This window comes from Pseudomonas sp. Irchel s3b2 (assembly GCF_900187445.1).
Lineage (GTDB): Bacteria > Pseudomonadota > Gammaproteobacteria > Pseudomonadales > Pseudomonadaceae > Aquipseudomonas.
Genome location: NZ_FYEB01000005.1, coordinates 37,795 through 50,551, shown reverse-complemented (window position 1 = coordinate 50,551; position 12,757 = coordinate 37,795). Strand labels below are relative to the sequence as shown.

Annotated in this window: 13 protein-coding genes; 9 read left to right on the top strand and 4 right to left on the bottom strand. The window is 58.0% G+C overall.

Going from position 1 to position 12,757, the window contains the following annotated elements:
- Positions 1-279: 279 nt before the first annotated feature.
- Positions 280-567, bottom strand: a complete 288-nt coding sequence (locus CKW20_RS13625) for a fructose-bisphosphate aldolase (RefSeq protein WP_095053370.1) — start codon at positions 565-567, stop codon at positions 280-282.
- Between the two features lie 568 nt (positions 568-1,135).
- On the opposite strand from CKW20_RS13625, the gene CKW20_RS13620 reads away from it, so the two are divergent.
- Positions 1,136-1,558 carry an HD domain-containing protein gene (locus CKW20_RS13620; protein WP_095053369.1) on the top strand — a complete coding sequence of 141 codons (423 nt, stop codon included), beginning with the start codon at positions 1,136-1,138 and terminating at the stop codon, positions 1,556-1,558.
- Between the two features lie 196 nt (positions 1,559-1,754).
- Positions 1,755-3,083 (top strand): alkaline phosphatase D family protein, encoded by a 1,329-nt coding sequence (locus CKW20_RS13615; protein ID WP_095053368.1) that lies wholly within the window; start codon positions 1,755-1,757, stop codon positions 3,081-3,083.
- 542 nt (positions 3,084-3,625) lie between these two features.
- On the opposite strand, the gene CKW20_RS13610 is transcribed toward CKW20_RS13615, so the two are convergent.
- Positions 3,626-4,459 (bottom strand): NAD(P)H-dependent oxidoreductase, encoded by an 834-nt coding sequence (locus CKW20_RS13610; RefSeq protein WP_095053367.1) that lies wholly within the window; start codon positions 4,457-4,459, stop codon positions 3,626-3,628.
- An 85-nt stretch (positions 4,460-4,544) separates the two neighbouring features.
- On the opposite strand from CKW20_RS13610, the gene CKW20_RS13605 reads away from it, so the two are divergent.
- The 5 genes from CKW20_RS13605 to CKW20_RS13585 all read left to right on the top strand — a co-directional run bounded on the left by CKW20_RS13605 (position 4,545) and on the right by CKW20_RS13585 (position 7,495).
- The gene (locus tag CKW20_RS13605) at positions 4,545-5,438 is read left to right on the top strand and encodes a LysR family transcriptional regulator (RefSeq protein WP_095053648.1); all 894 of its coding nucleotides are present in this window, start codon (positions 4,545-4,547) and stop codon (positions 5,436-5,438) included.
- A gap of 141 nt (positions 5,439-5,579) precedes the next feature.
- A complete protein-coding gene (locus CKW20_RS13600) occupies positions 5,580-6,368 on the top strand; it encodes a DeoR/GlpR family DNA-binding transcription regulator (RefSeq protein ID WP_095053366.1) in 789 nt (262 codons plus the stop codon).
- Between the two features lie 60 nt (positions 6,369-6,428).
- Complete coding sequence (locus tag CKW20_RS13595) at positions 6,429-6,665, top strand: hypothetical protein (protein ID WP_095053365.1); 237 nt, start codon at positions 6,429-6,431, stop codon at positions 6,663-6,665.
- Between the two features lie 128 nt (positions 6,666-6,793).
- Entirely contained in the window at positions 6,794-7,024 is a 231-nt protein-coding gene (locus CKW20_RS29870) for a hypothetical protein (RefSeq protein ID WP_095053364.1), read from the top strand.
- Between the two features lie 72 nt (positions 7,025-7,096).
- Complete coding sequence (locus tag CKW20_RS13585; RefSeq protein WP_095053363.1) at positions 7,097-7,495, top strand: DUF5329 domain-containing protein; 399 nt, start codon at positions 7,097-7,099, stop codon at positions 7,493-7,495.
- 14 nt (positions 7,496-7,509) lie between these two features.
- Here the strand turns inward: CKW20_RS13585 and chrA are convergent, their stop codons facing one another.
- Positions 7,510-8,868: a chromate efflux transporter gene (gene chrA / locus CKW20_RS13580; RefSeq protein WP_095053362.1), complete on the bottom strand. Its 1,359-nt coding sequence runs from the start codon at positions 8,866-8,868 to the stop codon at positions 7,510-7,512.
- Between the two features lie 35 nt (positions 8,869-8,903).
- Complete coding sequence (locus CKW20_RS13575) at positions 8,904-9,755, bottom strand: CAP domain-containing protein (RefSeq protein WP_095053361.1); 852 nt, start codon at positions 9,753-9,755, stop codon at positions 8,904-8,906.
- Between the two features lie 179 nt (positions 9,756-9,934).
- Here CKW20_RS13575 and CKW20_RS13570 point away from each other — a divergent pair, with 179 nt between their 5' ends.
- Positions 9,935-10,555, top strand: a complete 621-nt coding sequence (locus CKW20_RS13570; protein WP_095053360.1) for a cell wall hydrolase — start codon at positions 9,935-9,937, stop codon at positions 10,553-10,555.
- Positions 10,556-10,742: 187 nt separating this feature from the next.
- Positions 10,743-12,644 (top strand): potassium transporter Kup, encoded by a 1,902-nt coding sequence (locus tag CKW20_RS13565; RefSeq protein ID WP_095053359.1) that lies wholly within the window; start codon positions 10,743-10,745, stop codon positions 12,642-12,644.
- Positions 12,645-12,757: the final 113 nt, after the last annotated feature.

Below are 12,757 nucleotides of genomic sequence, written 5' to 3'. Positions count from 1 at the left end.
TGCAGGCCGGAGGCGGCACGTCGGATAACGGCTTTATATTTCCAGACGAAGATTTTTTCATGCAGTTGAATTGGTGGAGCGACAAGGGGCGCCATCATTGCGTGAGCATCACGCCAAAATGGCCGAACACCGACATCTATCTCGACTTGAACGGGAACATCGACACCGAGAAAGGAGTCGGGACAGATGAAGACCGCTTGGATCAGTGCAAGGGGGATCTAGCGAAGCCATAGGCTGAAAAACCCGCAGCAACGCGGGTTTTTTACGGCTCAAATCTGGTTACTTAGGCGTATCAAAACCACGCTGCTCAATCACCCGAAACACATCGCTCACATCCTGGACCATGATCCGGGCGATGTTGGTGACGGTGTTGATGTCGTGCTCGGCGTAGTCGGGGAGGCTGGTGCAGGCCATGAGGTTGAGGTATTTGAGGATGGCGTTGAGGCGTTCGCTGAGGCAGTTGTGGAGTTCGCGTAGCGGGGCATCGGCGTCGATGAGGAGGACGGGGTGGTCGGTGGCGTGGTGGGGCATCGGGGAGTAGTGGCGAAGCGGGTTGTTCGTGGTCATTGGTAGTTCTCTAAGAAAGTAAATAGAGGTGCCACCTTTTCGCTGCGAAACAATTGGGTGGCAGCTGTACGCGGGTTCGCAGACCGAGAGATGACCTAAACCCGGCAGACTCGAAAGTCTCCCACGCACAACCGCCATGAAATGAAACGCGGGCGAATTTTGCCAGAATTTTCATTCGACGGTGAAGGCCATCTCTCCTTGGGGCTGCGAAACCCTATCGCTAACTGCGGTCAGCGACAGACCCACTCTAGGCAGCAATTTTGGTAGCCGCAACCGGGCTGTAGGACCACACGCGGTCACTGTGGCGAGGGGTCTTGACCCCGTTCGATGGCGCAGCCGCCGCAAAATGGGGTGTTGCGGTGTGTCTGAGGAAACGGGCTAGCAGGATCTGGGGCCGCTTCGCAGCCCAACGGGGGCAAGCCCCCTCACCACAAAGGGCAAATTCCTACGAGATTCTCAGACTTCAAAATCCTGGCAGCGGCTTAATCAAACGATCACGATTGCAGTTTGTTTCAAACGCAACATCCACTTCACCAGCCGTTACGGCGTTTAACCCGAGGAAAATCCCATGAGTCAGACACTGGAACGCGCCATTGCCATCGCCGCCGCGGCGCATGAAGGGCAGGTGGACAAGGGCGGCGCGCCTTACATCCTGCATCCGCTGAGAGTCATGCTGCGGGTGAACACGCTGGAAGAGCGCATCGTCGCGGTGTTGCATGACGTGGTCGAGGACTGTGGCATCAGCTTCGACGATCTACGCAAAGAAGGCTTTAGCGAAACGGTGCTGATGGCGATTGCGTCGGTGACCAAGGTGCCGGGCGAGTCCTACGAGGAGTTTGTCGAGCGCGCCGCGCAGAACCCGATCGGGCGAGTGGTGAAACTGGCGGATCTGGAAGAGAACAGCGACTTGTCGCGGATTGCCCAGCCGTCCTGGGAGGATCTGGAGCGCGTTGAGAAGTATCGGCGGGCGATAGGGGTGTTGCGTTCGTAGCGGGTGGGTGTGGGTTCGGAACTCGTCAACCCGTGCCTGCTTGCGACTCAGCGCAATGATCGGAACGCCGTAGCGCAGTAATACAAATAACCGATGCAGAGCCTTTGGAGCCGTCTACGCGGCGGGCTTGATGTCTTAGTGGCGCGATGCTGATTTATCGACTGAACTGCTGCTCAGGTTTCAGGAGGGAAATCAGATGGCACGGCTCATTCTTGGTCATACCACCGATACGTCGATTAAAGTCTGGGTACGCGCCAGCGAGCGTTGGCCGGTGGCCTTTGTTGATGTAGTGGATTGCGACAACAACGCGACAGGCCCCACCAAGGTGCTCGATGCCCAGCCAATGGAGTTCTACACGGGCGTTCTGGAGTGGAAAAAGCTTAATCCCGATACGCCTTATACCGTGAAGGTGGCCTTCGGCAAGACCCGCGGTGCGGCAGCCGATGAGCGAGTTCGTGATGCCTATACCGAAGGGCGCTTTCGCACCTTTCCCGCGGTAGAGCTGACCGGATCATTCTCCTTCGTGCTCGGCTCCTGCAATCTGCACTCGCTCGGGATACTGGAGAGACCCGACCGCGCCTGGGTCGAGATTTCTCGGGTGGCCAAAAACAACGACGCACGCTTCATGATTCATTGCGGCGACCAGATTTACTCGGACATCCCGCGCCAGCCTTCCATCGATGTGCAGTTCTTTCGCGACAAGTATCTGGATGCCTGGGAGGACTGTGTTCCCGCGCGCCGGACGCTGACAGAGTTGTCGCATTACATGATTCTTGACGACCATGAACTGATCAACAACTTCGACACGGCCACCGGCTCGTCCACGCAAGCGCTGGCGAACGCCGCCATCAAGGCGTATTGGGAGTTTCAGCATTCGCACAACCCTGCGAGCCGTCATGCCGAGCATCATTACCACTACGAGTTCAACTACGGCGCTGTGAAGTTCTTTGTCATGGACACTCGTTATTACCGCAGCACGGCGCAAAGGCGTTTGCTCGATGAGGTCCAGGAAGGCGATCTGTTGCGCTGGCTGTCGCGTTACCGCGATGACCTGAAGTTCGTTGTCACCAGCGTGCCGTTCGTGGGGGTGGTGAAAAACTCTGAAGGTGACAAATGGTCGGACCCGGCTTTCGAGGAGCAGCGAAGCCGCATCCTTGAGCATGTCCTCGAAACAAACGTGTCACGCCTGACCTTCCTGACGGGCGACATGCACACCTCTTATCACGCCACGCTGGAGGTTTCGCGCGGCGAGAAAAGCACGGTGATCAATGAGTTGATGTCCAGCCCGATAAACCAGTACACCCCAAACATAAGGCCCGAGCAGATCTACAACATGAACCACTCGCACACCCTGCCTAATGGAATTTCCACGCTGTCGTGTATCGATCCGGATTCCTTTTACGGTAATCACTCCAATGTCATGGTGATCGATGTCGATATGACGTCAGCCAGGCAGACGGTGGGCTATAAGATTTTTCGCACAACCAAAACGGGTGCGGGGCCGAGCGGGAAATTCCATCCCTAAAGGGAAAGGAGAGATCCATTGTGGTGAGGGGATTCCAATGGGTTTTTCGGGCCTCAGATCAAAAGATCGCAGCCTTCGGCAGGTCCTTTGCAGGAGTAATGGAAGTCTGTCCCACGGCGTTAGTATTTTTCCATTCTGCGGTCATTCCCTTAGAAAAGAATCGGTCTAAAAAGCCCGACCCAGGCGTCGAATGATTTGCTATTCTGAAACTGTAGGTGAAGACGCAGACTGATGCGCAAAGGGATAGCGAGGAAGCGTGGGGCGCGCTCCCAAGGGTACACGGTTAGAAAGATCTCCGCGCTGAGATCCAGCCCTTATGCCGTGTGAGGCAGAACAGCCTAAAGCTAAAAATCCTGTTCTGTGAGAGGCCCGATAAACCTTGTAAGCCAGAGACCAGCGCTGGCCACCTACATCGATTTCCAAAGCCCGCCTTGTGCGGGCTTTTTCGTGTTTGCGAGTCGGTGAAACCATTTCAACCACGACGCGTTCCTTGTAGCAGCTGCCGAGCTCGCGAGGCTGCTGCTACAAGGAACGCGTCGGTTCTATATGGCGCGCACTTTTGCGGATGGCGTTCGTACGCCTGGTTCATCACGTTCCGCCTGTCTGACATGAGCCGCAAAGCCAGACTGATCCGAGGCAATCTCGGCGCGCAACGTGAGTTGAGGAATGTCATACGCCCCGGCATTTTGCGCTCGGAAAGGTATCGGCGCGGTCTTCCAGAGGTCATCAAGCCGTTGGCCGAGCGCCTCACAGGTCGTTAAGAATCTCGCCTCATCCATTCGGCTGGTCCGATAGATCACGAACGGTGGCAGCACGTCGAAGCCAGGGTAAAACAGGACGCCATGCTGAATCGGGAATAACACATCATCGATAGGCCCATTGATGCCCCGAGGGCTGTAATGAGATTCCCATCCACCCGTGGTGACGATCAGCATTGCCCGTTTGCCCGCGAGTGTGCCTTCCCCGTAGCGGTCGCCCCAGCGCGCATCGGAGTGTTCGCCTACGCCATAAGCAAATCCATAGGCATAGACGCGCTCCACCCAGCCTTTGAGAATCGCCGGCATCGAGAACCACCACAGCGGAAACTGCAAAATGACGGCATCGGCCCAGAGCAGTTTTTCCTGTTCGAGAGTGATGTCGTGTCTTTGCCGGCCTTCTTCGAAGGCATGTTTGGAGTCCAGTGAAGGATCGAACCGCGCGTCGGCTGGCCGCCCGGGACTGTCATCGGCATCCAGCGAGGCTTTCCAGTCCATCGCGTAAAGATCGGAGACCTGCACCTGGTGGCTGGCAGCTTCCAGGCGTTTGACGGCAAAGTCTTTGAGCGAGCCGTTCAATGATTTGGGTTCGGGATGGGCATAAACGAGTAGAACATTCATGGCTGAGTCTCCAGTGTCGGGAGCCAGCAGAATCGGACGTTGCGCGGTATATTGGAAATGAATAATCAATATGCCAGGTATTACCATGAATAATCTGCGACGCCTGGACATCAATCTGCTGCTGACCCTTGATGTCTTGCTCTCGGAACACAACGTGACCCGTGCGGCGCAACGCCTGAATTTGTCGCAGCCTTCAGTGAGTGTTCATCTCGCCAAATTGAGGGACATTTTCGGTGATCCGCTGTTGCTGCCAGGACCACGGGGCATGCGGCCCACGGCCAGGGCCGATGAGTTGCGCGAGCCGTTGCGCCAGGCACTGGAAGCCCTGGAGCGCGCCGTGTCGCCCGCCAGCCCCTTCAACCCGGCCGAGGCACGGCAGACGTGGAACCTTATGGCGTCCGACTACGGTGAGACGACTATCGTTTTGCCTGCGTTAGCCGGGCTGCGTTCGGCAGCACCGGGCACGCGTTTGGCGGTGTTTGACCTGGTTCCGTCACAGATCGCCAGACAAGCGGAGCAGGGGGCAATCGATCTGGCTTTTCACACCAGCGAGGACGCGCCCCTCGGCTTGCGACGTCGTGCGTTGTTTACCGAGCGGTATGTTTTAGTGGGGCGGGCCGGCCATCCGCAGTTGAAAAAGCGGCCGACACTGGCGCAGTTCTGTGAACTCGACCATGTGATCGTGTCACGGGATGGCGGGGGCTTTCAGGGTGTCACCGACCAGGCGCTTTCGGCGGTGGGCATGACGCGCCGGGTGGTGCTGTCAGTCCCGCATTTCCTGTTTGTCCGGTCGGTGGTGGAGAGCACCGACATGGTGGCGATGTTGCCGTCGCGGCTGGTTCGCGATGCGGGTGCGTTGGAGGTGGTCGAGCCACCGCTTGAAGTCCCGGGTTATGAGATGTCGATGCTCTGGCCCGAGCGTGTTCATCGCGACCCAGCGCATCAATGGTTGCGCGAGTTCATTGTGAATGCGTTGTGATGGGCATTGAGGTCAGAAGCTCTGTTTAGCGCAATCCATGTGGGAGCGGGCTTGGCCATGAGCCTGCATTCTTCTGCTGCCAGTTGTGTTCATCCCGCTGTTTGGCTAATCTCGCATAAACACGCAAAAACGGGCATAACCATGCAAGTCGAGCATTCCAACGCCGAGCTCCCACAACTGCGCCGTCAAAAAATCCTGCTGATCCTCGAACGCGACGGCAAGGTCATGGCCTCCGACTTGAGCCAGCATTTCGCTGTGTCCGAAGACACCATTCGCCGGGATCTGTCGGAGCTGGCCAGCGCCGGGCTGGTGCAGCGGGTACACGGCGGGGCGCTACCGCGGCCCAAGGACACGGGCAAGGATTACTTCACCCGGGTCGGCGAAACCGATGAAGTGAAAACCCGGCTGGCCCAACTCGCCGCACGCCGGGTCAAAGACGGCCAGATCGTGATTTTCGATTCCGGCAGCACCACGCTGCAGATAGCGCGTTCACTACCCGCTGACATTTCCATCACGGCCATCACCGCGTCGCCGATGATTGCGATCATTCTCGCCGAATACAAAGGCATCACAGTGATCGTCGCCGGTGGTCAGCTCAATCCTGCGACGATGTCTTCCGGCGGCCATGAAACTCTGCGGCTGATCGAGGGCATCAAGGCCGACCTGGTGTTCACCGGGGTCTGCGCCATTCATCCGGAAGTCGGCATCAGCTCACTGCATTTCGATGAGGTGCCGGTGAAGCAGGCGATGCTCGCCAGCGCTTCCCACGTGATCGCCGTCACCACTGCGGACAAACTGGGTGCGGTGGAGCCCTTCGTTGTTGCGCCTTGCAACCGTGTGCATACGCTGATCACCGAACGTCACGTGGCCTCGGGCAATGTCGAGGATTATCAAAAACTGGGGATCGAGGTGGTGCAAGTAGACGCTTGAGCGTCATCGGTTCAGCGCTGCATGGGTTACGCTGATAGCAACCACGGGAGGAATGCAGCCATGACTGAGCGCCATATGATCCACTCGGAAACACTGTCGAACGGATGCAGCATCGAGGTAAAAGCCGAGATATTGAGAGACGGCTCGTTGAAGATGTTCATCGGTGTTTACCGGCCGGACGGTTCGGTCATCGTTGAGGACAACCACCCGTCACCGCACCTGCTGGACATGGAAGCCGCGCTGGACTGGGCCATCGAAAAAGCCAAAACCATCGGTAACAGCCAAAGAACGCTGTAAGACTTGGCGATAACTGAATCATTAAGCATCTGGAAGGTCGTATCTGCGGTTTGCACGCACCACGATTGAATTCGTGGATAGCGTCAACTCATCCCCGCAGCTCTGACCTTTGCTTTTAGGATGTTCAAATGAAGCGCACCGCGATAATGACCCTGGCCATTGCAAGTACTCTCCTGTTGGGAGGCTGCTTTCCTCACTGGGAAGATGACGACAGGTACGATCGGGATCACCGTCGTGAATACCGTCGCGACCATGACCGAGGCTATGATTACCGTGATGATCGACGGTATGACCGGGATTACGATCGTCGTGATGATCGCCGTCGTTACCGCGATCGGGACGACCGTGACGACGATTGATATTGGCCCGTCAACCTTCAGAGCGCAGGGCACTGCCGCTCTGATCTGCCGTTAGTCATGCGAGGTATCACCATGGGAATTCTGCCTGGACGTTTCACTCGGCGCCTCAGCCAATGGCTGATCGCGGCAGGTATCGGCCTGACCGCCATGGTGCTCGATGTACAGGCGCAAACCCCATCTCAAGCCACTCAGGAAATAAACAGCTTGCTGGACTTTGTCGAGCACAGCGAGTGCCGGTTTGTGCGTAACGGAAGCGAATACCCAGGCGCTGAGGCTCGGGTACATCTGCAGAAGAAGCTGAAGTATCTTGAAGACCGGAACAAGGTAAACAGTGCCGAAGACTTCATCGATCTGGCGGCCAGCCAAAGCAGTATGAGTGGCCGCGCCTATGAAGTGCGCTGTCCGACGGGTATACAATCGGCCAGTTCCTGGCTGAAGACCGAGTTACAGCGGCAACGGCAACTTCATTGATTGTGTCTTGATGCCTAGCGCAGCAGATGCACCGCCAGCCCGATCAACGCGCATCCCATCAACACCTCGATCACACCCCGCTTGAAGCGGAACAAGGCAATGGCCGCCGCAATGGCGATCAGCGCCGAAGGCCAGTCGAGTTGACCGCCGAAGCCGTTGGGCCAGAGTACGTGGTAGCCGAAGAAACACGCCAGATTAAGAATCACGCCGACCACCGCCGCAGTAATCGCGGTCAGCGGTGCGGTGAGCCTGAGTTCGTTGTGCGTCGATTCCACCAACGGACCGCCAGCAAAGATGAACAGAAACGATGGCAGGAAGGTGAACCAGGTCACCAGCGTGGCGGCGAGGGCGCCGGCCAGGAACACATGATCGGGGCCGAATACCTGCTGAACATAGGCGCCGATAAAACCGACGAAGGCCACCACCATGATCAGCGGCCCAGGGGTGGTTTCGCCGAGCGCCAGGCCATCGATCATCTGCGTGGGTGTCAGCCAGCCATAGTGACCGACAGCGCCCTGATACACATAGGGCAGCACGGCATACGCGCCGCCGAACGTCAGCAACGCCGCTTTGGTAAAGAACCAGGCCATCTGAGTCAGGGTGCCGTCCCAACCGAACAATGCGGTGAGCATCCCCATCGGCAATACCCACAAGACAGCGCCCACCAGCAACAGGCGCAGCAGTTTAAAGCGGCTGAAACGGGCATGTTCGGGCGTCGGGGTGTCGTCGTCGATCAAGGCCGGGCCGAAGGACTTTTTCGCAGCGCCGTGGCCCCCGGTGCGGAACCTTTCAGGCGCCAGACGTCCGCCGATATAACCGATGATCGCGGCGCCCAGCACAATCAACGGGAAGGGCACATTGAACACGAAGATGGCCGTGAATGACGCCGCGGCGATCCCCCACAACCAATTATTCTTCAACGCCCGGGAGCCGATCCGGTGGGCGGCCTGCACCACAATCGCGGTCACGGCAGGCTTGATCCCATAAAAGAGACCGGCCACTGCTGGCACTTCGCCAAAGGCGATGTACACCCAGGACAACCCGATCAGGATGAACAGCGAGGGCAGCACAAACAGCGCGCCGGCAATCAGGCCGCCCCACGTGCGGTGCATCAGCCAGCCGATGTAGGTCGCCAGCTGTTGAGCCTCCGGCCCGGGCAGCAACATGCAGTAGTTGAGTGCATGCAGAAAACGCCGTTCCGAGATCCAGCGTCGGCGCTCCACCAACTCCTGGTGCATGATCGAGATCTGTCCGGCCGGCCCGCCGAAACTGATGAAGCCGAGCTTCAGCCAGAACAGGAACGCTTCCCGCAGGCTGATGGCCTCAGGCTTCGACAGATCCTGTTCGACGGTCGAGGAGGGGGCTTTATTCAAATGACCATTCCTTTTTCAACGGGCGATTCAGGCCTTCAAGGCGTACCGAACATCGCTGTCCAATAGATTCCCGCGTCACTCTTCGGGTCCACCGCATAGGCGGCACCCAGCTCGCGAAATTGTGGGTTCATCAGGTTGGCGCAATGTCCCGGGCTGGCCAGCCAGCCATCGACCACCTTGCGCACGGTGTCTTGCCCGGCGGCGATGTTCTCGCCGACCTGCTGACCGGCGTAACCGGCCAATTCAGCCCGATCACCCGGCGTGCGACCATCGCGGTCCTTGTGATCGAAATAGTTATTGTTGGCCATGGCCCGGCTGTGGGTTTCGGCCGCGGAGCCCAGTGTGGCGTTCCACGCCAGCGGCGTCGTGGCGGTAAAGGCTTGGGTGCCGCACTGGCGCGTCTGAGCGCGAGCGCTGTTCATCGCTTCAAGCAGTTTCTGTCCCTCCGCCTGCCAGTCGCCCAGACGCCCGGTCAACAGCGGACGTGCCAGCACAATGCGCCACTCACGGCCATCGCGGCTGACGCCGATGTCGACAAATTGCGGGTCCAGCACCACTTGGCAGAAGCTCTCCTGAATCGCCTTCATGGCGGACGGCGCATCACGCGGGCCGGACAAGCTGATCGCCTGCACATTGACCATCGGATAAGCCGCGCGGGCCAAAGCCTGCTGCAAGTCGCCGATGCTGTTGGCGGACAGGACCAGGCGCGGGTCACTCGCCAGCGGCGGCAACTCCGAAGACGCCTGGCCACCGCAGCGCTGCACCTGACTGCGGTAAACATTGATCGACTCGACCAGCTGCGTTTCCTCGACCGCCGACGCGGCGACGCTGAACACCAGCCCGAATGACAACACGGCAAGATGCAAAACGGATGACAGGCTGCGCATGAAAATCTCCCTTGAACGGACTGCGCCCATGATGCGCGATTTCACCCCTGCGAACGCAATGCCTTTTTGCGTTTATTGCCCGGCGACTGGAATGATTGGCGACGACTACAATCACAGCAGGTCAGCGCTACAACATCGCCGTTTCGTTGCCCAAGCCAGTGTCATCGGAAGGATCGATCATGCGATTAAAATGGGTAGTCACCTGCTTCGCAATCATCCTTCTAGGCGGACAGGTGTTCGCGACTGAGCAGGAGCAAAAACAGGAAGTGGCTGAAGACAAGGCGCAGGTCCTGGAACAGAAAGCCGCCGAGAAGGACAGCGAACTTCCGGTGCCCAAGTCCGAAGCCATTACCACCTCCGAAGTGCAGGCAGTCGATCCGGCGGGCGCTGCGCCGCTGGATGACGCCATCACTTGCCTTGCACGCAGTATCTACTGGGAAGCCAAAGGTGTGGCACCTGCCAACATGGAAGCCGTCGCCAGCGTCGTCATGAACCGGCTCGGCCAGAAGGGTTTTCCCGATACGGTCTGCGCCGTGGTCAAGCAAGGTTCTGAAACGGGCTCCTGTCAGTTTTCGTGGTGGTGCGACGGACGTGCGGATCAGGTCAAGGAAGACGACGAATATGCCCTCGCCAAAGAAATCGCACGCAAGGCACTCAACAAGCAACTCACGGACCGCACCCATGGTGCTTTGTATTTCCACGACAGAACGGTAAAGCCCGCCTGGGCGAAGAAATACACCAGGACGGCCGAGACCCGGAAGTTTCTTTTCTATAAGCCTCGTGGCGGGAAGGCGCAGTAGGTACGAATCGCTTCATGAGCGTTGACGCAGGGTGCTGCCGGTAGAATTTTACGTTTTTTTTACGGTGGATATTCTCCCTCGCGACGATACTTGCCGTGTTTTTTGATCATCAATAATGCCTGCGATCCTTCGTCCCCCGGCTGACTTGAGGTCAGTTCCTTTTCCCTCCGTCTCAGAGAAGCGACCCGTGAGCGAAACAGCAATCCCTGCCCATGAAGAGTCCCACTCCAAAACATCAGGCGTGGGTTTGCTCGTCGCCGCGGTGGGCGTGGTTTATGGGGATATCGGCACCAGCCCGCTTTACACCCTCAAAGAAGTGTTCGCCGGTCACTACGGAGTTCAGGCTAATCACGATGGTGTACTGGGCGTTCTGTCGTTGATCTTCTGGTCACTGATCTGGGTCGTCTCGATCAAGTACGTGCTGTTTATCCTGCGTGCCGACAACCAGGGTGAGGGGGGCATCATGGCCTTGACGGCGTTGGCGCGTCGGGCTGCCGCGCCGTTTCCAAAAATGAGCAGGGTGTTGGTATTGCTTGGCTTGTTTGGCGCGGCACTTTTTTACGGCGACAGCATGATCACCCCGGCCATTTCGGTGCTCTCTGCGGTTGAAGGGCTACAGCTTGCGTTCGATGGCATTGAGCATTGGGTGGTTCCGCTGTCCGTGGTCGTCCTGGTAGCACTGTTCCTGATACAGAAACATGGCACGGCGCGTATCGGCATCCTGTTCGGCCCGGTCATGGTGCTGTGGTTTGTGGTGTTGGGCGCACTCGGCATTTACGGCATCTTGCAACGGCCGGAAGTTCTGCAAGCGTTGAATCCTGCGTGGGCGGTGCAATTTTTCGTGGTTCATCCGGGCATTGGCGTGGCCATTCTGGGCGCCGTTGTGTTGGCATTGACCGGTGCTGAAGCACTGTATGCCGATATGGGCCACTTCGGCCGCAAACCCATTGCTCGTGCCTGGTTCATCCTGGTGCTCCCCGGCCTGGTGCTCAACTACTTTGGTCAGGGCGCGCTGATCCTCGGGAACCCTGAAGCGGTCCGTAATCCGTTCTATCTATTGGCACCTGACTGGGCGCTGCTGCCGATGGTCGCGCTCTCGACACTGGCAACCATCATCGCTTCCCAAGCCGTGATTTCCGGCGCGTTCTCACTGACCCGTCAGGCCATTCAGCTGGGTTACGTACCGCGCATGTTTATCCAGCACACCTCCAGTCAGGAACAGGGGCAGATTTACATCGGCATGGTGAACTGGGCGCTGATGGTCGGCGTCGTGTTGCTGGTCATCGGCTTTGAATCGTCCAGTGCGCTGGCGGCGGCCTATGGCGTGGCCGTGACGGGGACCATGCTGATTACGACCATTTTGTCCTCGGCCGTCGCCTTGCTGCTTTGGAAAACACCTCGTTGGCTGGCAATTCCGATGCTATTGGGTTTTGTCGTGGTGGACAGCCTGTACTTCGCCGCCAACGCACCGAAGATTTTCCAGGGCGGTGCGTTCCCGGTCATTGCAGGTATTGCCCTGTTCATTTTGATGACCACCTGGAAACGGGGCCGGAAGATCATTGTCGAGCGACTGGATGAAACCTCTCTGCCGCTGCCGTTGTTCATCAGCAGCATCGGCTCGCAACCTCCCCATCGTGTGCAGGGCACAGCGGTATTTCTGACGGCCAGGGCTGATGCTGTCCCTCATGCGCTCTTGCACAACCTGTTGCATAACCAGGTGCTGCACGAACAGGTCGTGTTGCTCACCGTGGTGTCTGAAGACAGCCCGCGTGTGGCCGAGGATCGACGCTTCGAGGTCGAGGCATATGGTGAAGGGTTCTTTCGGGTGAGTTTGCACTTTGGCTTTATAGAGGAACCCGACGTACCGCTGGCGTTGAGCCTCTGTCATTTGAAAGAGCTGGATTTCAGCCCGATGCGCACCACTTACTTCCTTAGCCGAGAGACGGTCATCCCGACCAAGCGTATCGGCATGGCCCGTTGGCGCGAAAGCCTGTTCGCGTTTTTGCTGAAGAACGCCAACAGCAACCTCAAATACTTCAAATTACCGCTCAATCGCGTGATAGAACTGGGCACACAGGTCGAAATGTAGACGGTGGCAGAGTCAAATGCAGAACCGGTGGGAGCGGGCTTGCCCGCGAAGGCGGCGGTACAGTCAACATTGATGTCGCCAGATATACCGCTTTCGCGAGCAAGCTCGCTCCT

Coding starts and splice junctions, on each gene's coding strand:
- CKW20_RS13570 (WP_095053360.1), top strand. CDS start 9,935: ATGCGATTAAAATGGGTAGTCACCTGCTTCGCAATCATCCTTCTAGGC.
- CKW20_RS13585 (WP_095053363.1), top strand. CDS start 7,097: ATGGGAATTCTGCCTGGACGTTTCACTCGGCGCCTCAGCCAATGGCTG.
- CKW20_RS13620 (WP_095053369.1), top strand. CDS start 1,136: ATGAGTCAGACACTGGAACGCGCCATTGCCATCGCCGCCGCGGCGCAT.
- CKW20_RS13610 (WP_095053367.1), bottom strand. CDS start 4,459: ATGAATGTTCTACTCGTTTATGCCCATCCCGAACCCAAATCATTGAAC.
- CKW20_RS13600 (WP_095053366.1), top strand. CDS start 5,580: ATGCAAGTCGAGCATTCCAACGCCGAGCTCCCACAACTGCGCCGTCAA.
- CKW20_RS13625 (WP_095053370.1), bottom strand. CDS start 567: ATGACCACGAACAACCCGCTTCGCCACTACTCCCCGATGCCCCACCAC.
- CKW20_RS13595 (WP_095053365.1), top strand. CDS start 6,429: ATGACTGAGCGCCATATGATCCACTCGGAAACACTGTCGAACGGATGC.
- CKW20_RS13615 (WP_095053368.1), top strand. CDS start 1,755: ATGGCACGGCTCATTCTTGGTCATACCACCGATACGTCGATTAAAGTC.
- CKW20_RS13575 (WP_095053361.1), bottom strand. CDS start 9,755: ATGCGCAGCCTGTCATCCGTTTTGCATCTTGCCGTGTTGTCATTCGGG.
- CKW20_RS29870 (WP_095053364.1), top strand. CDS start 6,794: ATGAAGCGCACCGCGATAATGACCCTGGCCATTGCAAGTACTCTCCTG.
- CKW20_RS13605 (WP_095053648.1), top strand. CDS start 4,545: ATGAATAATCTGCGACGCCTGGACATCAATCTGCTGCTGACCCTTGAT.